This window comes from Burkholderia sp. AU31652 (genome assembly GCF_002223155.1).
GTDB lineage: Bacteria > Pseudomonadota > Gammaproteobacteria > Burkholderiales > Burkholderiaceae > Burkholderia.
Window position 1 is genome coordinate 86587 of record NZ_NKFG01000007.1, and the last position, 22276, is coordinate 108862.

Below are 22276 nucleotides of genomic sequence, written 5' to 3' on the forward strand. Positions count from 1 at the left end.
GTCGCGTCGGGCATTCGAAGGAGAAGCCATGAAGCAAGTCTTGCAATGCACTGTTGCTACCTTGCGGACCGCGCTGGGCGCGGCGGCCGCCGGCCTCGTGTTGTCCGCGTGCGGTTCGACGCAGATGAACATGGTCGACGTGCAGACGTCGACCGCGAAGACGCTCGGCCTCGCGTCGTCGGACGAGATCACGATCGCCAACGTGCAGTACGGGAAGAAGGACGGGCTGGGTGGCCAGAAGGTGGGTTACGACGCGACGACCGGCAAGGGGCGGCGTTTCGGCTGTACGGTGTTCATGATTCCGGGGCTCACGCCGATCGATCGGCCGACGTACAACAACTGGGAATGCCATCCGCAACGCTGATGGCCGTGAGATCGACGGCGCCCGTTGCAGGGCGCCGGTCGGCCGCTTGTGTGGACGACATGCCGCGCCGGCCTTGCGCCGGCGCAATTTGGTCCGATAATCGACGAACCGATCTATCCTCCCGTGTCGGCTCGATAAAAAAAACTGTCATGGATCAAGCGGCATTCGTCCCTGTTTTCAAGTTTCGCACGATCGACTACCCCGAACAGGACCGGTTCCACGTCTGGGTCAAGGACATGCTGTGCGACTACCGTCTGGATGACGACGGCGGCCACGGCGCGTTCGACGCGGAAGCGAGCGGCGCGGCGCTCGGCCCGCTGATCCTGTCGGGCCGGCAATGGCGGTCGCGCGCACCGGCCTATCGGGTCAATCGCACCACACGGCGAATCCGGCTCGACGGCCAGGATTCGATCCGCTTCACATTGTTGCTCGGCGGGCGGCTGGCCAGTTACACCGGCGGGCCCGAACTGGTCAAGCGCGCCGGCGACGTGTTCGTCTACGACGTCGCGCAGGTCAACGACTGCCGGGTCGAGGCCGGCGACGTGATCAGCCTGGTCGTGCCGAGGTACCTGCTGCCGAGCCATGCCGCACAGGCCCACGGCCAGACGCTGACGAGCGGCGTGGGGCGGCTGCTGGGCGATCACCTGCTGTCGCTGTTCCGCAACCTGCCGACTCTGCGCACGCACGAGATCCCGGGCATCGTGCAATCGATGTTGCTGCTGCTGGCCGCGGCCGTTTCACCCACCACGCAGGCGCTGCACGACGCACGCGGCCCGATCGACGGGGCGCTGGCCGAGCGGGTCCGGCGCTACATCGACGTGCATCTGCTGGAGCCCGATCTCGATCCCGACCGGATCTGCCGCGACATCGGCGTGTCGAGAGCGCGGCTCTACCAGTTGTTCAAGGAGGACGGCGGCGTGATGCGGCAGATCACGCGCCGGCGGCTGCGCCATGCGTACCACGTGCTGGGCGACCCGCAGCGCCGGCATCGGCGCATCGCGGAAATTGCGTGGGCGCACGGCTTTCCCGACGAGAAGTATTTCCACCGGCTGTTCAAGGCGGAGTTCGGCCACACGCCGAAGGAAACGCTCGAATGCGCGACCGCGCCGGTGCTGCTGCCATGCGATGCGGCCGAGGATCGATGGGCGGACGGCGGCCGGCTGACAGGGTGGACGTTGCCGTTCGGCGTGCTCACCAACTGAGCGGGCGGGGCACGCCGGCCGCCGCACGGCGGTTCGTGTCGTGCGTCACGCGTACGCGCTGCTCGCCACACCGCCTTCGTCGACATCGTCGATCGCGGCCCGCAAGTCGTCGATCGCCACCATCAGCTCGCGGACCTGCCGCAACGACGGGTACTGGTGCAGCACCGCATGCCATTGCGGCAGCGTCAGCAGCGCGTGCCAGACCACACCGAGGCCGTCCGGATCGGCATCCGGCCGCTGCGCGAGCGCGCTCGCGTATTCGAGGCTCGCCTGTGCCGACAGCAACTGCATCCGGCTGGCGGCGCCCAGCAGGCGCGGCGTCGTGTCGGCGGACGCATCGCAGCAATAGAGCACTTCGCGTGGCAGCGTCGCTTCATCGGTCGTCAGTGCGCGCAGCGACGCGCCGTGCACGCGCACCGTGCCCTGGTGCGTCTCGAACGCATAGAGTGTGTCCGGGTCGGCCTGCGCGAGCAGGTTCAGGCCGCGCAGCAGCCGCGGCAGATCGGTCGTCGCGGCATCCGCGGACGCTTTCGCTTCGACGAGGAAGCGTACGTTCCAGGCGGGCGCCGGGTCATCGCCGCGCGGGCGTTCGAGCAGGATCGCGTCCCATTCGGTTTTCGCGCGATCGTGGCGGCCCGGAATCGATGACGGCACGCGCATCGACGTCACCACCCGGTACGTGCGGCGTGCGTCGACGGCGTCGAGCCGGCGCGCCAGCGCATCGAGCGCCTGCGCGGCCAGCGCTTCGACGGCCGCGCCGCGCTGCTGCGACGCGACGCCCTGCGCGACGGCGACGGTGCTGCCTTCGAGCGGGCCCTGGCGCACCCACAGCGCCCGGTAGCGCCGCACGTGCTCGTCCGATGCCAGTGCGGCGACGCGCAGCATGCGTTCGAGCGCGGGGCTGTCTTTCAGCTTGACGATGTCCTGCTCGAACGCGGCGTCGGTCGCCATGTCGGGCAGCGCGAGCAGGTGCAGCAGCGTGTCGTGCAGGTCGGCCCACGACGCGGTGGTGGCGGCCGCATGCAGCCGCGCGAGGCCGTCGCGTTGCCAGGGGCGGGCGCTGCGCTCGAGCTTGGCCGGGTGCGCGATCGCGTTGACGGCCGAGTGCAGCGCGCGACGGTCCTGCTCGGCGTGCGCGGACAACGACGCGTATTCGCGCACGCTCGGCGCATCGTGCCGCAGCACCGCGGCCTGAAAGGCGGGATCGCCGGCGTGCGTGTCCATTGCATCGCGGATCATCCGCGCGAGGGCGTCGATGAAGCGCTGCCGTAGCGCCGCGTCGGGCGTCCGTCCGTCGCTTCGCATCCGGCGCGCTTCCTCGATCACGATCGCGAGCGTGGCGGCCGGGTTCGCGGCGTCGGCCGGCGACAGCGTGCTGTCGAGCGGCGGCAGCCGGTAGCGGCGCGCGACGGTGTGCAGGATTTCGTCGAGCAGGGCGGGAAGCGGTGTCAGCGACATGGTCGGTATCGGCTTGAAGGCGATGCGCGGGCCCGGGGGTAGGGTGTGGTGGACGCGATGATGATGTGCAACGTTATCACGCCGGGTCGGTCGGCACGACGGCGCAGGCGTACCTGCGCGTCAGCGATCAGCGCAACCGCTCCCGCACACCCCACGCATCACGCCGTCAACGTCACCGACAGGCTGCCGAGTTCGCCGAAGCGCACCGTCAGCGCATCGCCGAGCGGCACGTCGATCGCGCCCGCGTACGAACCGGTCGTCACGATCTGTCCGGCGCGCAGGGGATCGCCGCGCGACGCGAGGAAATTGACGAGCCACACCAGCGGCTTCAGCGGATCGCCGTCCGGATGGCGGCCGTCGATCGTGCGGTTCAGCGCGCCTTCGAACGACAGCGCCAGCGTCTCGAGCGGCACGTTCAGCCCGTCGGGCACGACCGGGCCGACGCACAGCCCCTGGTTGAATTGGCCGTCGGCCAGCAGCTCGAACTTCGACGCGCGCGTGGGCTCCGCATAGCGGCAACCGAGCACTTCGAGCACGATGCGCACTTCGCGGATCGCGGCGCGCACGTCCTGTTCGTCGTACGGCTGTTCGCGTGCAGGCAGGTCGCGATCGAGCACGAACGCGATTTCCGGTTCGATCCGTACGATCGGGCCGCCGACGACGCGGTACGGCGCATCGGCCTCGCGGATCGTCGACGCGAAGATCGGCGCCAGGATCACGCGGTCGGGCGGCGGCAGCGCGCATTTCCAGCCGCCGACGGGTTCGCCGAGCAGGTCGGCCACGCGCTGCTGGATCGCGAGCGCAGTCTCGACGTCCTCGGGGCGCAGCGCATCGGGCAGCAGCGGGCCGGGCGAGCCGGCATGGCGGGCGGCGACGAGATGCTGGGCGGCGCCGTCCACGCGTTCGGTAGTCGTTGTCATGTCGGTTGAGCGAGTTGAATGTGGGCCGGCAAATAAGGGCCGGACGAAAGTCGCACATTCGATGATAGCGCTTTCGGCACGATGACCGCTCGATCCCGCTGCGTCGGCTTCCGTGTCAGCCGGGTTTGCGACCTGGCCGCAAGCGAGCGGTAGCGGCATCACGTCGCGACGCTTTGCCGCACGGACGGTGTCCGGTCGACCTTGATCGCCATCAACATTCGAACCTGCCATCCGCCGATGATGGTGACAAGGCCGCGCGATCGGACGCGTGGCAACTCACCCCAGCGAGGTTCGCATGTACGAGAAGATCATGGTGGCCGTCGACGGCAGCGCTTCGTCGAAGCAGGCGCTTGCCGAGGCAGTGAAGGTCGCGCTGGCAGGCGACGCACACGTCAGCGTCGTGTATGTGGTGGACAAGTCGGTGCTGTTCACTTACGCGGGCCGTTTCGATCCGCACGCACTGGTCGAGGAGATCCGCGACGACGGGCGCAAGGTGCTGCGCGAAGCCGAGCAGATCATCGCGCTGGCCGGCGCGAAGGGCGAGGCCGAACTCGTCGAGACCGAAAGCATCGGCGAGGACATCGCGGAGCGGCTGCAGCGCTACGTGAAGGAAGGCGGGTTCGATCTCGCGGTGGTCGGCACGCATGGGCGGCGCGGGATCCGGCGCGTGCTGCTCGGCAGCGTCGCGGAGCGCTTCGTGCGCGGCTCGAAGTGCCCGGTGCTGCTGATTCGCGGCGACGATGACGACGTCGCGGCTACCGCCGCGGCTGCCTGACGCGGCGCGCGATGATCCGCCGCCAGTCCCGCGTCGTCGTCGCGGCGATCGCCGTGTTCGTGTCGCTCGCGGGGATGATGGCCGTCGTGTCGGGGCTGCTGTTCGACAACGCGATGGCGCTGCACGGCGGCGCGATCGCGCTGGTCGTCGGCGTGGCCGGCTTCGTCGTAATGCTCAACCCGGGCGCGAAGGGCGAAGAGTGAGGCGGGCAGGCCCGCACGGCTGCTTGCGTCCGAGCGGGCGGGAGGCAGCCGGCAACCGCTTTCCGCAAGACCGGCGACAGTCGCTGCCGCGCGGCTTTTCCACTTACTCGCTGGCGGTACCCGGCGCCTTCGTGTCGTCCTGCCCGATCCGTATCGCCAGCCGCTTCAACGTTTCCGCCAGCTCGTCGTTCTTCGGCTGAATCTTCCGCGCCTGCGCGAACACCTCGCGCGCTTCATCCTGGCGGCCCAGTTTCCACAGCACTTCGCCCTTGTGCGTCAGCCCGGTCGCATGGGCTTCGCTTGCGTCCTTGTCCGTGTCGCCGCCCTTCGCGAAGATCGCAATCGAGCGGTCGAACCACGTCAGCGCCTCGTCGTTGCGGCCGAGGCGATACAGCGCCCAGCCCTTGCTGTCGAGCGCATACGCATCGTCCGGCGATTCCGCCAGATGTGCGTCGATCATCGCGAGCCCGCGCTCGACTGCGACGCCGGCGTCGGCGAGCCGATAGCCGATGTCGTTCCGGCGATCGTCGGGGATCCTGTCGAGATCGAGCGCGGCGGCCACGCGCCCCTCATCGCGTTCGGCGATCGCGAGCGACAGCAGCTTGGCGACTATCTGCTGCCGCAACTCGCTGCTGATCCGGTCGCGGTTGGCGACCAGGCTGCCGAGGTATTGCGTGTAGAGGTCAGGCGCGCCCGGCGCATTCGCGCTGTTCGCGATGGTCAGGCCCGCGCCCGCGCACCAGTCGGTGTCGGCCGACCCGGCCAGCGTGCCGGCGTAAAGATTGACGTTGCGCGGCGTGCGCGATTGCGCGTAGTAGGTGTAGCCGTTCGCATCCGAATAGCCGCACGCCAGGTATTCGTTCTCCACGTCCAGCACGTACGGGAAATGGCCGATCGGTGCCGAGCCGCCCGGCTCGACCAGCCGGAACGATTCGCCGAGATCGCCGTCGCCGACGATCGGGTTGAACACCCACTGCTTCTCCGGATGCAGCTTCGGCAGTCGGATCCGGACGGTGCGCCCGGCCGCGTCGGTCGTGCCGAAGATCACGCTGTCATGCTCCTCCGGCTTGACGGGTAGCCCCGCGATGACCTGACCGGGCAGGAACAGCCGGTAGCGCGCATTCGGCAGCGGCTGGTGCGTGACGGGGTCGCGCAGCACGAACTGGTGAACGTAAGCCCCTTTTCCGAGCGACGCGGTCGGCGCGATGTAGGTGCGTGCGTACGCGGCGGGCAGGGCGGTGCAGTTCAAGGCCGCGGCAACGAGCGCGGCGAGAAGACGGGATGTCATGAAATTTCGGTTCTTGTTGGTAATGGTGTGATTGACGACGGCCGGAATTGCATTGGACGATCCACGCAGCCTTTGATATCCGGCGGCGCATATTGATACGGATGGCCGGATCGTCCAGCGCAGTTCAATGCGGAACCCGCCCGTCGCAACGTGATGCGAAGAAGCGGCGGACGGATGACGCGGGAATGCAGCGCGCAGCATAGCAGGCCACGTTGAGCGTCCTGCGTGTGAACGCGTATCTCGCCCGGAACCCCACGCGCGACGTATCCGGCCGCGCGCGCTTCTGTCAAACTCGCGGTCATGAAACCGCGCCTCGCCTCACCGTCTTCCTCCGATTCCGCGCCTGCGCCCGCAGGCTTTCCCGACGCCGACGAACTGGCCGCGCTGCGTGCGTGGTACGCAGGCATGACCGTGCGCCAGGCCGTCGAGCGCTACCTGCCCGATCGGCTCGGCGAAGGGCGGTCGGCGCGCGGCGTGATCGGCGGCATTCGCCGCCGCCTCGTGCGCGTCGCGCGGCAGGTGGGCCGGCCCGATCTCGCGGAACGGCTCGGTCATGCCGACGGTGAGCGTAGGCAGGAAGCGAAGGCGGCCGCCGAAGCGATCGGCCTGCTGCGTCATGCGCGTGCGCCGGTTCCGCAGATCAGCGACGACGTCGGCCTGTGGCTGCCCACGCGTGCGGTCGGCGCGCTGCGTGCGCACGGGATCGCGACGCTGGCCGATCTCACGGTGCGGATTCCGCGCCGGCGCCAGTGGTGGCGTGCGATCGCGGGCCTCGGCATGGCCGGTGCGCGGCATATCGAGGCGTTTTTCACCGCGCATCCGGCGTTGACCGAACGGGCGCGCGCACTGATCGCGGCGACGCCGCGCGGCGCCATCGTGCCGTGGGAGCAACTGAAGCTGCCGCACGAGGTCGACGGCTCCGCCGGCACCTTCCGCGCGCCGCGCGCGACCAGCACGCTCGATGCGGACAACGATTACGCGGCCGTGCACGCGTGGCTGTCGCTGCACGAATCGGCCGCGACGCGGCGGGCGTACCGGAAGGAGGCCGAGCGGCTGATCCTGTGGGCGATCGTCGAGCGCGGCCGCGCGCTGTCGTCGCTGACGACCGAGGATGCGGTCGCGTATCGCGCGTTCGTGCGGCGCCCGACACCGCACGAGCGCTGGGTCGGGCCCGTGCGGCCGCGCAGCGCGCCCGACTGGCGGCCGTTCTCCGGTGCGCTGTCCGCGCGCTCGGCCGCCTACACGCTGTCGGTGCTCGGCGCGCTGTTCCGCTGGCTGATCGAGCAGCGCTACCTGCTCGCGAATCCGTTCGCGGGCGTCAAGGTGCGCGACACGCGCGGCCCGAACGCACTCGACACGTCGCATGCGTTCACCGAAGGCGAGTGGCTGCTCGTGCGCACGATCGCCGACGGGCTCGAGTTCCGCAAGGGCACGCCGGCCGCGCCGCAGTCGGGCTGGACGCCGGCCGCCGCGCAACGGCTGCGCTTCATTCTCGATTTCGGCTATGCGACCGGGCTGCGCGCGAGCGAGCTGGTCGGCGCGACGCTCGGCGACATCGAGACCGATGCGCACGGCGACGCGTGGCTGAAGGTGATCGGCAAGGGCAGCAAGGCCGCGCGCGTCGCGCTGCCGCCGCTTGCGCGCACGGGGCTCGACCGTTTCCTGGTCGCACGCCGGCTGCCGGTCACGCCGTCGCGCTGGCGGCCCGACACGCCGCTGATCCCGAGCCTCGCGGAAGACGGTGCGGCCGCGATCACGAGCGTGCGGCTGTGGAAGGTGATGCAGCGCTTCTTCGCGCAGACGGCCGATCAGGTCGATGCCGACAACCCCGCGCTCGCGCAGAAGTTGCGGCAGGCCAGCCCGCACTGGATGCGTCATACGCATGCGACGCACGCGTTGGCGCGCGGCGCGGAGTTGACGACCGTGCGCGACAACCTGCGCCATGCGTCGATCTCGACGACGTCGATTTACCTGCATGGCGACGACGTGAAGCGGGCGCGGCAGATGTCGAGCGCGTTCGCGGCCGAGAAGTAACGGCGTCGTGCCGATCGGGCAGAAGCTGGCCGCGCGTCGTGAGCCGGAAAGGCTCGCAGCCCGTGCCTGAATGCGCGTTCCGCAGACGAATGGATGACACGCTGCCATCTCTCTTCCAATCAGGCGGAACGGTCGGCCACCCACTGCGGTCATAAACTTTTTCAAAGGAACAGCGATGGCATCGAGCCAAGGCACGGTCGATTTCATCGTCGAGCAGATGGCGGCGGCCGGTACGGTATCGGCACGCAAGATGTTCGGCGAATACGGCATTTATTGCGACGGCAAGATGGTCGCGCTCGTCTGCGACGATCGGCTGTTCGTCAAGCCGACGGCAGAAGGCCGCGCGTTTCTCGGCACGTGCGAAGAAGGTTCGCCGTATCCGGCCGCGAAGCCGCACCTCGTCATCGCCGGCGAGCGCTGGGACGATCGCGAATGGCTGTCGGCATTGATCCGTATCACCGCCGCGCAGTTGCCGGTGCCGGTGAGGCGGCGCCGATAAGGGTTCGTTCGCGTGCCATGTTGCGCTGCGGCCAGGCGTATTCTGTGTCACATGTGCGCGACCATCGCGCATCCGGTGGGAGCACAAGAATGAAGACATCCGGACATCCGCGCGGCACGTGGCTTGCTCGCCGCGCCCGGCACGCGCTCGTCGCGGCCCTGTGCGTGGGCTGGAGCGCGCTGTCGTTCGGCGCGGACGATGCGGCGACCCTGCTCGAACGTTACCGCAGCCTCGGCCCGCAACTGAAGGACAACGCGTTTCACCGGCCGCTGGTGCTCGAATCGGCGGAAGCGTCGTCGTCGCTGAAGGGCGACATCTACGCGGTGGTCGACTATCCGTATGCGGTCGTGAGCGGCCAGCTCGACGATCCCGCGCAGGGCCCCGCGAACTGGTGCGCGGTGCTGATCCTGCACTTGAACACGAAGTATTGCCACGCGTCGACTGGCAGCAACGGCCCGGTGCTCGACGTGAACCTCGGCCGCAAGATCCAGCAGAAGCTGCCGGACACCTACCGCGTGCAGTTCCGCTATCGCGTGGCGGCCGCGACGCCCGACTATTTCCAGGTCGACCTGACCGCCGACAGTGGCCCGATGGGCACGAAGGATTACCGGATCGCGCTGGAGGCCGTGCCGGTCGGCGCGTCGCGCACGTTCCTGCATCTGACGTATTCGTATGGCTTCGGCACGGTGGGCCGCATGGCGATGAAGACCTACCTCGCGACCGTCGGCAGCGACAAGGTCGGCTTCACGACCGTCAGCGGCGGATCGGCCGCGCAGCCGCAGTACGTCGGCGGCGTGCGCGGGCTGCTCGAGCGCAACACGATGCGCTACTACCTCGCGATCGACACGTATCTCGCGACGCTCGACAAGCCGCTCGACCAGCGCCTCGCGCGCTGGTTCGATGCGACCGAGCAGTATCCGCAGCAACTGCATGAGGTCGAGCGCGGCGCCTATCTGCAGATGAAAGCGCAGGAGGTGCAGCGGCAGCAGGCGGCGCGGTAGGCGGTGCATGCGTGACGGCGCGCGGCCTACCGCGCCCGGAAAATGCTCTCCAGCACGACTTACTTCAGTGTGCGCACGGCTGCTTCCGTGCCGGAAGTAGGGGCCAGTTCGGCAACCACCTTGAGCGGTACCTCGCCCACCCCCATCGCACGGTCGATCAGCAAGTCGTCACCATGTTGGGCCAGCAACGCCTGCAATCGGCCGAACTCGCCACACCAGAGCGTTTCGACATCCTTGTCGCGGGCCACGTCGCGATTCGCGACGAGGGAGACGGCCCGAACCTGCAGGCGACCGGCTTGCGCCTGACCGCCGACTTCGACGCCATAATCCGGCAGCGAAGATTTCTTGACGACGACCCGGCCGTCCTTCGCCCATGCGGTCGCCATGCCCTCATGCACTTCGTAGCCGAGTCGCGCCAGACCGTTCAGGATCGCGTTGCGCCGCGCCTCCGCTGCCTGTTGCTGCCGCACCTGCGTGATCAGGTCCTGTCCGGTTCGGGTCAACTCGGCCACGATGTCCGGCGCGGTGGCGAGATCGCACTGTCGAGCGCGGTCGACAAAAATCGTCGCGTCTGCCGTGTGGCAAGCCCGAATCTCCGCCGTCAGTTCTTCCAGTGCCGCGATCGCCGCACGACGTGCACGGGCGGCCTCGATTGCACTCGACAGGTCGAGGATCAGGCTGTCGAGCAACAGGTTCTTGCGCGCGTCGTTCAGCTCGTCTTCGAGCGCATCCAGTCTCGACGAAAACCCCGCAACGGCTTGCGGATCCAGAAATACCCGTGCCTCCCCGATCTGTCGATCGACACGGTCGATGGACGGATCACGAGACGCCGCTCGTTGCGCGGCCTTCCAGGTCTCGAAGTCCGCCGATGCTTCGGCGGGCATCAGTCGATTCGCCAGCGCCCGTTGCGCATCGGTGAGTGTGCGTCCAACAGCCGGCGTCAGAAGGGCGAACCCTTGCGCCAGCAGCGCATCGGCCTGCTCGAGCAGGTCGCCCGAGCGCAGGCGATCAAGCTGGCCGCGGAGTTCGGCCGGAATTTCTATCCCTTTCGCTTCCAGCGCGCCGAGCAAGGTCGTCGCGCCGTGCCGTCCTTGCCGTCGGCGTGTCGCTGCTTGCTCGGCCTGCTCGACTGCCACCTGTTGACGCCGGGCGAGATCCGCCTTCAGGAAAGCCATCTCGTCGGGCACTTTCTTCTGTAATTCCAGGAACGCGTCGGCGGCGATCATTGCGGCCAGCGCTTCACGTCGAGCCCGGGTTGCCGCGATCTCGTCGTCCGATAGCACGCCGGTACGTCGGCCTTCGGCAATCCAGGTGGCAATGGCCTGGTCGAGGCGCTGCAGATGTCCTTCGCAGATCGCGACGATTTCCTCCCGCGTCACGATCCTGACGACTTTCGGGCCGCTCATGCCATCACCTCCTGGTTCAGTGCCTGCGCTACGGCTGCTTTCAGGCGAGCCTTCTCTGTCTCCGGTTCGTGGTACCAGGCTTGCGACGAGACGCGATGCAGCGTCGGAATGGCGCGCCTCAGCACGGACGGCCGCCAGATTTCCCGCGCACGCGCATGTTCGAGCAGGGGATGACGCGGCGCATCGCACTCGATGCCGATCGCGTAAAGGCCGGTTTCCGGATCGGCGATCGCAAAATCGAGCCCGAAGGCGTCGCCTTCCTGGGCGGGCACCGGCGACAGGCCGAGCTCCTGCAGATAAGCCAGCACATCTTCCGCGAAGCCGTCGACGCCACCCGTCTGCCGCAACTTCGCATGCGCGCGCTCGCTGCTCATGCGGCCAAGCAACGCGCGGCCGGCGGGCAGTTCGCCGTTCGACATCGCGCGAGCGTATTCCATATAGCCTTGAAGATAATCGCGCGGAATCGCCGGCTTGCGCTGCGTCGTGAGCATGTCGGAGATCTCGCGGATCGGCATCGACGTGATGAGCACGACCTTGTGGCGCGCACGCGTCACGGCCACATTGAGGCGCCGCTCGCCGCCGCTCTGGCCCAGCACGCCAAACATGCGCCGGAAGGTGCCCTGGCCGTTGCGCCCGAAGGTCGTGGAGAAGACGATGATGTCGCGTTCGTCCCCCTGGACGTTCTCGACGTTCTTCACGAACACGGCCATGTCCTCGCCGCGATCGGTTCGCTCGAGTTCCTCGCGATACGCGTCGCGGAATGCTTCATCCTCTTCCGCGCGCTGCTCCAGGCGCTCCAGAATGAGGTCGGCTTGCTTGCGGTTGAACGTGACCACGCCGACGGACGGACGCTGCGCGTAAGGCTGTTGCCACAGTTGCGCCAGATAGGCGACCACGCGATCCGCTTCGTCGCTGTTGGTCTGCTGCTCGTAAAGGCCATTCACCTGGATGAGTTCGAGCGGCTTGACCTCGCGCACCGTGGCATCCGGATGGCGAACCGGCACGCTGAGGTTGTTCTCGTAGAACGCGGCGTTGGAATAGCCGATCAGCTCTCGATACGCCGAACGATAGTGAATCTGCAGCGTCGACACGGGCAGTGCGCTCCGTGCCAGTTGCAGCACGTCAGGGCAGTCCTTGATTTCGCGCCGGTTCCAGGTGTCCTCGAAGCGCTCGCGTTCGTCTTCCGTCGCGCCCTCGTCGGGTTGCTCGCCGTCGAAGATGTCCGTCTCGTCGCTGTCCGCGCGGCTCGAAAAGAACGCCGTCGGCGGCATTTGCTTCTCGTCGCCGCTGACGATCGACAGGTTGCCGCGGAACAGCGTCGGAATCGCGTATTCCACCGGCATCTGCGAGGCCTCGTCGTAGACGACGGAATCGAACAGCCCGGATTTCAGCGGCAGTACGCGGCTCGCGACGTCGGGGTTCATCAGCCAGACCGGCCGCAGCGCCATCAGGCCCAGCCCCGTCCCGAGTTCGATGAATTCGCGCAGACGCCGGGAGCGCCTGCCGGTCAAGCGCGTCACGTCTTCCCAATCGCGCGCCGAACCCAGTCGGCCGTGGTCGATGCCGTTGCGAAGCATCTCGCGGTTCAGGCGCCGCATTTCCGCGTCGGCGGCCGCGAGTGCTTCGATCTTGGCGGCCGTTTCGCTCTGGTCAAGCAGCAACTCGGGATGGTCCTGCTCCATGCGCCGCTTCCATCCGAGCCGCGCCTCGCGGTTGATCATGCGCCGCACGGCGTCGTCGAGGCGTTCAGGCGGCAGACGTGTCAGCGCGTCTTCGTGGTCGCGCATGATCGCAAACACGTCGAGTGCGTCGGCGCTGACATGCCGTGCCCGGGTGCGGAATTGCTGGTACGCGGCCAGCGTCGGCAACGCATCGCCGATTCGGTTCAACGGCGCCTGATAACTGATGTTGTCGGCGATGGCCTGCCGACACGCAGTGACGAGTTCTGCCGAGAGCCACTCGTCGAGCAACCTCAGCGCCCGCAGACTATGCTGGCGCGCGTTGTGCCGCACGAACGCGGTCTCGAAGCCGTCGAGCAACTGTTCGACGGGCGCCCGGTCGCCCGTCATCACGGCCGAGTCGAATTCGTCGCCGCGGGGCGCGATCGCCAGATGCTGCGCGAGTTCGCGGATCTCCTCGAGCTGGCGCAGGCGGGTCAGGCAGGCATCGGCGAGCGCAGGCCCGCAGGCGGGTTCGACCGTCTCGAGATGCAAGGCCCGGCTGATCGTGTTCAATGTGTCGCGCAGCGGCCGCCAGGTCTGTTCGAGCCGGCTGGCGGCCAGCAGCTTGCGGAGCGTCTCGTCGGTTGCGGGCGCGCCGCAGCCGGTGACGAATTTCATCAGGCGGCCACGCCGCAGATACGTGACCGGGTTAAGGCGGCGCAAGAGCGACGGGGCGCGAGTCGCCAACGTCGCCTGGGCCTCGAGCTTGCGGAGCGCGGGATCCGGCAGGTGCGCGACGGCCGCCGACAGCACCGCGTCGAAGCCGCTGGTGTCGACGGCCAACAGATCGCGATGCAACGCACCGAGCGCCGTGTAATACCGATGGCCTTCCGCATCGGCATTGTCGGCCGGTCGGAACAAGGGGAGCCATTGAGCCAGCCGTTTGCGTTGCGTCTCGTCCAGCGCGACGAGGCGGCCGGCGTTGGCATCGAGCCACGCCCGATACGGGGCGGGGTCGTCGACATCGAAGCGCGCGGGATGCGCGGCGAGCGTCTCGATCCGCAGGCGCTCCGCTTCGCGGAAATCAGCGAAGGCCGCGTTGAACGCGTCGAGCGTGGCGGCATCGGTCGCGAACGATTTCAATTGCGCCAGCGGGCTGCCCTCGAACTTCGACGGTAGCCAGTAGCGGGCGAGCGGTGCGCAGTGTTCTTCCAGCGTGGTCAGTGCCGAAATATCCAGCGTGGCAAGCCGGGTACGCAACTGCGGCACGCTGACGGGCGGCGTGCCGGCCTCGAGTCGGATCAATTCGCCGAGCAGCCCCCGATAGCTGAGGCCGGTCGATTCGTCGACGCGATGCAGCGCGGCATGCTGGCGATCGAGTTCGCCCTCGAGGGCCTCGATTCTCGCGGCCATGCGTTCACGCTGGCGTATCGAACCGTGGTCGAACACGGCATCGTGAAAGATCGCATCCAGTTGCTCGCGGACGGCTCGAATCGTCGGCTCGCGATCCTTGTTGACGTCGTTGAGCATCACGATGCGATCGCCCAGGCCTTCCGCGACGAGACGCTTGCGAACGACTTCCAGTGCCGCATGCTTCTGGCAGACGATCAGCAGGCTCCGGCCTTGTCCGATCGCGTCGGCGACCATGTTGACGATCGTCTGGCTCTTGCCGGTACCCGGCGGCCCTTCGACCAGCAGGCCGGGGCCCTGACGCGCCTGCAGGATGGCCGCTTCCTGCGACGGATCGCTCGCCACCGTCAGGAATCGGTCGAGCTCGGTCGACTTGGCCTCGGACGCATCGTAGTCGGATTTGTCCTTGAGCCGCAGCATCGATTCGAGCGCCGTGCCGGACGGCGACAATTGCTTGAGCTGACGCAGATCCTCGCCGATGGCCTGGCCGGCGAAGTCGACGTGAAAGAGCACGCCGGCGCAGGCGAGACGCGTCGCGCCGGCGGGCAGGTCGAGGGTCGGCGGCGGCAGCGCGCCGAGTTTGCGGCTTTCCACGTCGGCCAGCAGGCCGAACGCATCGACCACGTCGGCTGCTTTCAACGCGGAACGTCCGAGCACCTCGTCGGCTGCGACACGCCACGCCTTGACGGCTTCGCGTCCCAGCAGGCCCTCGAGTGCGGGATTCAGGCGAACCTCTTCGCGCTCGCCGTCAAAAGCCATCGCCACCTGGCGTCGCGTGCCGAGTTCCATCAGCAGTTTGACCGGCCACAACAGAACGGGGGCGATACGAGGGCGTGTCGTGCTGCGATGATCCTTGGAAAGCAGGAACGGGAAACCGAGATAGAGGCCGTCGATGCCGGTATCCCGCTTGTAGAGCGAGGTCTGCCGGTACAGCGTGTTCAACCGGCCCTCGAGCGTTCCGTTTGCACCGAACACGGCCGGGTCCACCGATACCGTCTGGACATTGCGCTGGAGCAGATGGTCGAGCAGTGCGGTGCTGGCGAATCGCTCGCCGTTCAGTTCGTGAAGATCGACGCGCCCCGTGGTCTTGCCGATGGTCATCCGTACCAATGGGCCGCGCAAGACGGTCGTGGCGACTTTTTTCTCGAAGAAGTCGAGGATCTGCGACACGTATTGCTGCTTCTGCGGCTCCAGCCACTGCTCGGCGGGCACCGACAGCAGAACGACCACTTCGTGCAGCGGCAAGCGACGTTCCAGCCGGAACTGCTCCGCCCATTCATCGACGGTCGGGTTGCCGGTGCGCGCGAATCCGGCGATGCGGTCGTCGACGGCATGGAACAGGTCAACGCGCGGCAGCGCAAGCGCGGTCCGGGCAGCCTGGCGATCGAAGACCAGAATCTGCTCTCGTTGCGCGATGGCCGCCGCCTGGTCGAGGATCTCGTCGACCGAGCGAAACTGCGAAATGGCCGCGCTCAGCAGAACGATCAGGTCTTCCTCGCTGAGAACGCGGCGTTCCGACAGCGACAGCAGGCCGTGATGATCGGAGTCCGGCAACAACAGGCGTCGCTCTTCCCATTGCGCGCCCAATTGGGCACGCGACGTGGAAAGCAGCGCGATGCGCACCAGATCCTCGTTCAGTTCGATGCCAAGTTGCGCGGCCCGGTGTCGTACTTCATCGGCTCGAGCGCGTAGCCTGGACAGCCAGCTTTCCGTGCCCAGCCGCGCCAGGAACGTCGGCACCGGCCCGGTCACCAGGTCGTAACCCTCCAACGGGTTGTGCAGCAACCAGCCGGGCGTGACGATGTCGCCGCGCAGAATGAGCGGCATGTCGGGATTCAGCAGCTTGAGCGCGATCATCAGGCGGCCATCGTCATCGACGCCGTCGAGTTGCGCAACCTGGCGCAGGCCGGCCAGCACTTTCGCATCGGCACCGGCTTGTTCCGCCCAGGTCAGGACGACGCCGCGATTCAGGTGATCGCGTGCCGCTTCCCAGTTCTCGCGCTCCGCCGCGGCGAGCGCGAAGATCGCCGGCTTGCGATATTGGCGGGCGCCCAATGCGATGCTGGCGCCTTCGTCGCCATCGGCATCGATCGTCGCCGCCGATGGTGCATCGACCGGTTTGCCGTCCAGCCAGGCCTTGACTTGCGGCCATTGCCAGCGTTGATGTCGATCGCGCGCGAGCAGGCCGCGCAGCAGCAGGTGAAGCGACGGATCCAGGTCGTCCGGCAGCGTGACGCCGTTGGCCAGCACGTGAATCAGAAACGCGCGCGGGTTGATGCCCTCGAAGCAGCGGCCGTCGGTCAGCTGCTCGAGCAGGATCATGCCGAGGCTCCACCAGTCGGACGCCGCGGCGACACCGCCGGCAATGGCCTCGGGCGCCATGTAGCGCGTCGTTTCGAGCGGCGAGACGATATCGAGATCGAATTCGGACAGCCGTGCCGAACCGAAGCCGCTGATGACGAGATCCAGCGGTTCGCGGCTGCGCACCAGCAGCGTGCCGGGCCGCAGGTCCCGATGCCGCAGCCCCACGTCCGAAAACGCCTGCAAGGCCTGGCCCAGTTCATCGACGACATGGCGGATCGTCGCGCTATCGCGGACGGCCATGCCGAGATCCGCCAGCGTCCCGCCGCTCATCTCCTCGGCGACTTCGTACGCACGTTGATCCCAGCGTCCCGTAGCGATGATCTCCGGCACATGCTCGCGCGGCAGGCGGCGCACCACGTCGTAGACCGCCGGATCCGGTTCCGCGCCCGGTCGATACAGCGTCAGGACGGCTTGCCGGCCGGTCCCGTCCTGCTGGGCCACGTAGCGTTCGCGCACGCCATCCGTGCTGGAAATCTGGCGCAACAACCGCCAGCCGTCGATCCGCGTTTCTTCGACGGGCGGCGGCGCGTCCTCTGCCGAGCGGCCGGCAGGACCCTCGTCGCCGGCGCCGAGCGGCTGGGCGGCGGCGGGCATGGCCGGATCCGCGCCGCATTCGAGGCACATGAGGTCGCCGTCGTTCATCGGATGGCCGTTCGTGCACGACAACGAGGGCGGCAGGGCAGACCCGGGCACGTCCGCAGCCACTTGCTGGCTAACCGTCTCGACCGTGACCACATCCTGGGGGCGCCAGCCGTTTGCCCGGATCGGTACGCCTGACAAATCCCAGTTGCAAACGGCATCGCCGACCGTGCCGGCACAGTACCACTCGTCCACCGACCGCTCGGTTCGGCAATTCGGGCAAAAACGCATCATGGCTGACATTTCCTGTCTTATCTGTTTCTCGCCTTGTCGGCACTGATCCGGACGTGATGCCCCTGATCGGTCAAAAGGTCTCTCAATCGATGAAAATCGTCCCGGCCCGGTATCCCCGCGAACCAGACGCTACCGTCCTCGTCGAACATGACATCCAGCGCCTTGCCGCTGTGCGGCGGCGCGCGCTCGTACTGCGCAAAGCGCGCGTGGCCGAGGGCCGTCAGGCAATGCAATCGCTGGTTGTCGCTGCCGCGCAGCGCGCGTGTCTGCGGCGCGTCGATGTCGAACGGATCGGAGATCAGCGCATCGATCAGGCCGTCGGCGCGGGCCAGCGTATCGGCCAGGGATTCGATCGGGTAGCCGCTGTAGACGAGGATGTCGCCCGCCGACAGTTGCCGCAGGCCATGCAGGAGCGCAATCAGCGCATCGGCCTGCTCGAACGGCTCGCCGCCCGAGATCGTGATGCCGGTGGCGTCAGGCAGCCAGGCTCGGACCTGGGCCAACAGCGCATCGACGGTGGTTTCGCCCCCGGCATGTGCCCAGGTATCCATCGAAATACAGCCCGGGCATCGGACCGCGCAACCCTGAAACCAGATGCCGATCCGCTGCCCCGGCCCGAGCGTCGTCACGGGAAAGTGCAGGCGCGAAACACGGATGTCCATGGCCTACTGCTTTTGCAACTGGAACGAACCCGAGTCGATGCCCGAGATGACGAATCGATCGCCGGCGGCCGCGTCCTGATCGAACAGGCCGCGTGCCAGCGGGTTGAGCAGGTGCGCTTCGATCTGGTTGCGGATGCCGCGGCCGCCGTTGGACAGATCGCCGAGGCATTGCGCCTGGAGCGCGATCCTGGAACTGGCGTCCAGGTCGACGGCGATCCCCTGGGAGGCGACGTCGTCGAGCACGGCACGCACCATCTGCTCGAAGATCTCCGTCGCGACATCGTCGCGGATGAAGTCGAAGACGATGATGTTTTCGCCGATGCGGTTCAGGATTTCAGGCCGGTTCAGGACCAACTTGAAATGCTGCTGGATTTCCCCGAGTACCTTTTTCTGGATGTCCGCAAAGGCGTTTCCTGGATGGATATTCGCGACGCGCTGACCCGATTCGTCCTGGCGGTAAATGCCGAGATTCGACGTGAAAACGATCAGCGCTTCGGAAAAATACACGCGGTCGCCGCGCCCTGACGTCAGCACGCCGTCATCGAGGATTTGCAGAAATTTGTCGAGAATGCGCGGATGCGCTTTTTCGATTTCGTCGAAGAGCACCACGCTGAACGGGCGTTCGCGAATCGCATTCGTCAATTCTCCGCCGACGTCGTAGCCGACGTAGCCGGGCGGCGCGCCGATGAGTCGCTGGTCGGCGTGTTCCGCGCTGAATTCCGACATGTCGAAGCGGATGTAGGCGCTTTCGTCGCCGAACAGCAGGCTCGTGATCGTTTTGGCGAGTTCGGTTTTCCCGACGCCGGTCGGGCCGGCGAGGAAGGCGACACCGCGCGGCCGGTTGCCTTTCCGTTGAGAACCCACCCCCGTCATGGCGCGCTTGACGAGATCGAGCATGTGCGTGACAGCATGCGCTTGGCCTTTGACGCGGCGGCGAATGAACGCGTCGGCGTGACGGATCTTGTCGCGGTCGATTTGCTGCCACGGATCCTCGGTGACGCCCACTTTATAACGTCGCACGGCGTCGGCAATTTTATCGAGGGGCACCTGCTCGACGCGGGCGAGCGTGGCGATCGCATTCATGTCGGCGAGCAGCAATCCCTCGGAGCCGTCGACGAAGGCGGATGCCGCCTCGGCCAGATGATCCGGCGTAGCGGCCTGCGCACCGGGTACGCCGCGCAGCAATGCACCGGCCAACGCGCGACGGGCGGCACTGTCGGGTTTCGACACGGGAATATGCCGGATGCGCGGATTGTCGATCAGCAACCAGTCCGGCAGATCGCCTTCCTTGTCGACGATCCAGATCACGGTATTGAAAAACGGACGTCGCAGTTCTCCCGCGGGGCGCGGGGCCGCCATATGTGCCAGCACCAGGGCGCGTGTGAACAGCGTGTGCTCGGCCGGGTTCAGCGTTTCGGCGCGAATCGCCAGTCGAGAAGCAAAATCGACGACGAGGGCAACCGGCGGGCCGGGCAGCGCGACCAGGCGTTCAATGCATGCGGTGAGTACATCGATGCCGCCCGGCGCCGTGCCATCGACCGGTGTCAGGCCGAGACGTCGCAGGGTTTCATCGGGAGGCTCCGTGTGCGATACCCGGCTATCGGGCACCGTGAAGCCTGAAACCGGATTCCAGACGACCAGCTGCGCATAACCCGCCTCGCGGAGATTGTCGCCGAGCGTATTCACTAGCGACTGCGCCGTCACCACGTCGGGGGCCACTTCACAGGCCTGCAAATCGCGGACGTTTCCCGAGAGCACGAACTGGCTTTTCAACGGGAGGAAACGCAGCAGATCCCGTAACCATCTGGGTTTGACGTAGGCAGGCATGTCGTGATGGCGCGCAAAGAAAGCGAAAGCAAAACGTTATCATAGCCGCCCGACCGATATATACCGAATGAATAGGGCGATCGGAAACGCGTCGATCGTTTTATCGGCGTCGAGAAATGAATCTCGACGGCGCTATTCATTTTCCGGTTTAGCCCAGCAACCCCGCGACCACATCGACGATCCGCTGCAGCAGCGCTTCGTCATAAGGCAGCCACGGCACCGCGCGCAGCGGCGACGGCGGCGGTTCGATCGCGGGTTCGACGGGTTCGCCGTCGCGCGTCACGCGCCCGGTCGCGCAATGCACCGACCACGCGCCGACGCGCACATGGCGTTCGTCGAGCGTCACCCGGCCTTGCGCGATCGGCTCCGCGAACACGAGCGCGAGCACCTGCTTGCGATGCCGCGCCATCGCGCCGAGCGGCAGGTCGGACAGCCGGTGCAGGCGCTGCTCGCGCGCGTTCCGCGCGGCGCGCTGGCGCACCGGGTCCGCCGGCGTGTCGGCCGCGCGCGGCGCTTCATCGTCGAGCGCGAAGGCGGCGACGCTGACGAGCAGGTCGACCGCGCGTGCCACTTCCGAGAACACGACGGGATCGATTTCACCGATCGGCGCGGCCATCCAGCGCCGCTCGAGCCTGCGTTCGACGTGCAGCCGGCCCGACGTGCCCTGGCCGTCCGTGCCGGGAAAGAGCCGCGCGGCGACGCTGAAGGTCGCGCGCACGTCGCCGAACTCGCGTGCCAGGCCGTCGTCGTACGCGCGGATCGACCAGCCTTCGCGGCGCGCGACGCCGAGCAGCGGGCGGCTTGCGAGGACATGACCTTCGAACATCGCGGAATGACTGGTCGCGGTGTCTTCGTCGGCCGGCACGTAGAACTCGCGGAACGCCTGCCGAACGGGCTGCCGGATCGCACGGCCGACGATCGCGCGCTGCCACGCGAGCCGCTCGTCAGCATCGGCCAGCAGCGGATGCCAGAGCCGGATCTCGCTGTCGACGTCGAGTTCGCACGCCACGCCGGCGGCGTCGCGCAGTACGACCTTGCCCTTCGCGATATCGGGCATGAACGAGACCGTCGCGCCGTCGCGCGCGCGTGCCTGCCAGATCGTGCGGGTCGAGAACGCGGCGCCGGCCGGCGCATCGACGAGGCGCTCGCGCCATTCGGCATGGCCGAGCGTCATCGACTGCCAGAAACCCGCTTCCATGCAGGTGGCGAGCATCGTGAGCTGCTTCTTGTCGGGTTTCGCGTCGAGCGTCATGCGCAGCGCGGTGTGCGGTCGTTCGCCGAGCGCGCGTTCAGCGGGCTTCAGGTTACGAGCGAGCTTCTTCTGCACGCCCGCGTGGCGCACGGCGGCCAGCGCATCGCGCAGCGCACGCACGCTCTCGGGTGTCGGGATCGTCTCGACCGCATGGCCGAGCGCGATCGCGAGCGATTGCGACGGCGCGGTTTTCGCGGCGGTCGGCGCGACGCACACGCCGGTCAGCAGCGGCCCGATCAGCGGGGGGAGCCACGGCGCGTCGCGATAGGCCGCGACGCGCGCCGCGCGCGCGACGACCTGCGCGTCGTCGGTCGTGAACGCGCGATCGGCCTGATAGGGGACGTCACCCGCGTGAATCGCGGCGACGTGCCGCGCGGCGTCGGTCAGCGTGTCGCGCGCGAAGTCGACGTAAGCGGGCTCTTCCGCGAGCGTGGCGGCCGGATCGTCGGCGTTGAACCACAGCCGTTTCGGCGCGAAATAGCCGTCGTTCGTCGCGGCCAGCGCGAGCAGCGCCGCCGGCCCGAGTTCGGGCAGCACGTCGAGCTCGCGCACGCGCGCCGGTGAATCGGCGTTCAACTGCGCATACGCGTCGCGCAAGGCCGTGATGTCGCGCTGGCCGGCGAACGCGTGCAGGGCATATTTCCCGTACACGGAGAGTCTTTGCAGGCCGTCGTTCTGCGGTTCGCCGAGGATGCGCGCGAGTTCGGCCTGCAGTGCGGGCGCGGGCAGCGCGTCGAGACACGACAGTTCCTGTAACGCGCGCTGCCACGCGCCGGCCGGAATGTTGCGGAACAGTTCGAGCGCGGCTTCGGCGTCGACGAGCGGCGCGAGCCCGAGCGCGTCGATCTGGGTGCGCAGCCAGCGCGCGAACTCGGCGCGCGGATCGTCGTACGCGTAGTCGTGTTGCGCGACGTGTTCCTCGGTGCGGCGCAGCGCGGGCCACACCGCGCCGAGCGCGTGCGCGTCGAGCGTCGACAGGTCGAGCGGCGCGCCGGTGAAGCGCGGGTGGTCGGCAGTGCCGGTCAGCCGCGCGACGAGCTGGTCGACGAGGGGCGGGTGGACGGATTCGGTCATGAG

General features: G+C 67.6%; 15 protein-coding genes. 7 read left to right on the top strand and 8 right to left on the bottom strand.

All coding sequences use genetic code 11. The annotated features are described in order from the left end of the window. The first annotated feature begins 28 nt into the window (after positions 1-28). Positions 29-364 (top strand): hypothetical protein, encoded by a 336-nt coding sequence (locus tag CFB40_RS32360; protein ID WP_089429551.1) that lies wholly within the window; start codon positions 29-31, stop codon positions 362-364. A gap of 149 nt (positions 365-513) precedes the next feature. After that, positions 514-1566, top strand: a complete 1053-nt coding sequence (locus CFB40_RS32365; RefSeq protein ID WP_089433605.1) for a helix-turn-helix domain-containing protein — start codon at positions 514-516, stop codon at positions 1564-1566. 45 nt (positions 1567-1611) lie between these two features. Here CFB40_RS32365 and CFB40_RS32370 read toward each other — a convergent pair whose 3' ends face one another. Both CFB40_RS32370 and CFB40_RS32375 read right to left on the bottom strand, forming a co-directional pair. Next, complete coding sequence (locus CFB40_RS32370; protein ID WP_089433606.1) at positions 1612-3024, bottom strand: 3-deoxy-D-arabino-heptulosonate 7-phosphate synthase; 1413 nt, start codon at positions 3022-3024, stop codon at positions 1612-1614. Positions 3025-3182: 158 nt separating this feature from the next. After that, complete coding sequence (locus tag CFB40_RS32375; protein ID WP_089429555.1) at positions 3183-3944, bottom strand: 2-keto-4-pentenoate hydratase; 762 nt, start codon at positions 3942-3944, stop codon at positions 3183-3185. A 295-nt stretch (positions 3945-4239) separates the two neighbouring features. On the opposite strand from CFB40_RS32375, the gene CFB40_RS32380 reads away from it, so the two are divergent. After that, a complete protein-coding gene (locus CFB40_RS32380) occupies positions 4240-4719 on the top strand; it encodes a universal stress protein (RefSeq protein ID WP_089429556.1) in 480 nt (159 codons plus the stop codon). 11 nt (positions 4720-4730) lie between these two features. Beyond that, positions 4731-4922, top strand: coding sequence for a DUF2964 family protein (locus tag CFB40_RS32385; RefSeq protein ID WP_089429557.1), 192 nt, complete (start codon positions 4731-4733; stop codon positions 4920-4922). 103 nt (positions 4923-5025) lie between these two features. On the opposite strand, the gene CFB40_RS32390 is transcribed toward CFB40_RS32385, so the two are convergent. Further along, complete coding sequence (locus CFB40_RS32390; protein ID WP_089433607.1) at positions 5026-6210, bottom strand: tetratricopeptide repeat protein; 1185 nt, start codon at positions 6208-6210, stop codon at positions 5026-5028. Between the two features lie 300 nt (positions 6211-6510). Here CFB40_RS32390 and CFB40_RS32395 point away from each other — a divergent pair, with 300 nt between their 5' ends. From CFB40_RS32395 to CFB40_RS32405, 3 genes are all read left to right on the top strand, one after another. Next, positions 6511-8244: a site-specific integrase gene (locus CFB40_RS32395; protein WP_089433608.1), complete on the top strand. Its 1734-nt coding sequence runs from the start codon at positions 6511-6513 to the stop codon at positions 8242-8244. Between the two features lie 175 nt (positions 8245-8419). Continuing rightward, positions 8420-8743, top strand: a complete 324-nt coding sequence (locus tag CFB40_RS32400) for a TfoX/Sxy family protein (protein ID WP_089433609.1) — start codon at positions 8420-8422, stop codon at positions 8741-8743. A gap of 89 nt (positions 8744-8832) precedes the next feature. Next, a complete protein-coding gene (locus CFB40_RS32405) occupies positions 8833-9744 on the top strand; it encodes a hypothetical protein (RefSeq protein ID WP_089433610.1) in 912 nt (303 codons plus the stop codon). 59 nt (positions 9745-9803) lie between these two features. On the opposite strand, the gene CFB40_RS32410 is transcribed toward CFB40_RS32405, so the two are convergent. The 5 genes from CFB40_RS32410 to CFB40_RS32430 all read right to left on the bottom strand — a co-directional run bounded on the left by CFB40_RS32410 (position 9804) and on the right by CFB40_RS32430 (position 22273). Further along, positions 9804-11150, bottom strand: coding sequence for a hypothetical protein (locus tag CFB40_RS32410; protein WP_089433611.1), 1347 nt, complete (start codon positions 11148-11150; stop codon positions 9804-9806). Next, on the bottom strand, positions 11147-17458 hold the full coding sequence (locus CFB40_RS32415) for an AAA domain-containing protein (protein ID WP_089433612.1): 6312 nt from the start codon (positions 17456-17458) through the stop codon (positions 11147-11149). Before CFB40_RS32415 ends, CFB40_RS32410 begins: the two co-directional genes overlap by 4 nt. A gap of 17 nt (positions 17459-17475) precedes the next feature. Continuing rightward, on the bottom strand, positions 17476-18120 hold the full coding sequence (locus CFB40_RS32420; protein ID WP_089429564.1) for a 4Fe-4S single cluster domain-containing protein: 645 nt from the start codon (positions 18118-18120) through the stop codon (positions 17476-17478). A gap of 3 nt (positions 18121-18123) precedes the next feature. Continuing rightward, positions 18124-19947 carry an AAA family ATPase gene (locus CFB40_RS32425; RefSeq protein WP_089433613.1) on the bottom strand — a complete coding sequence of 608 codons (1824 nt, stop codon included), beginning with the start codon at positions 19945-19947 and terminating at the stop codon, positions 18124-18126. A 148-nt stretch (positions 19948-20095) separates the two neighbouring features. Next, a complete protein-coding gene (locus CFB40_RS32430; protein ID WP_089433614.1) occupies positions 20096-22273 on the bottom strand; it encodes a DUF4132 domain-containing protein in 2178 nt (725 codons plus the stop codon). Between the last annotated feature and the right edge of the window lie 3 nt (positions 22274-22276).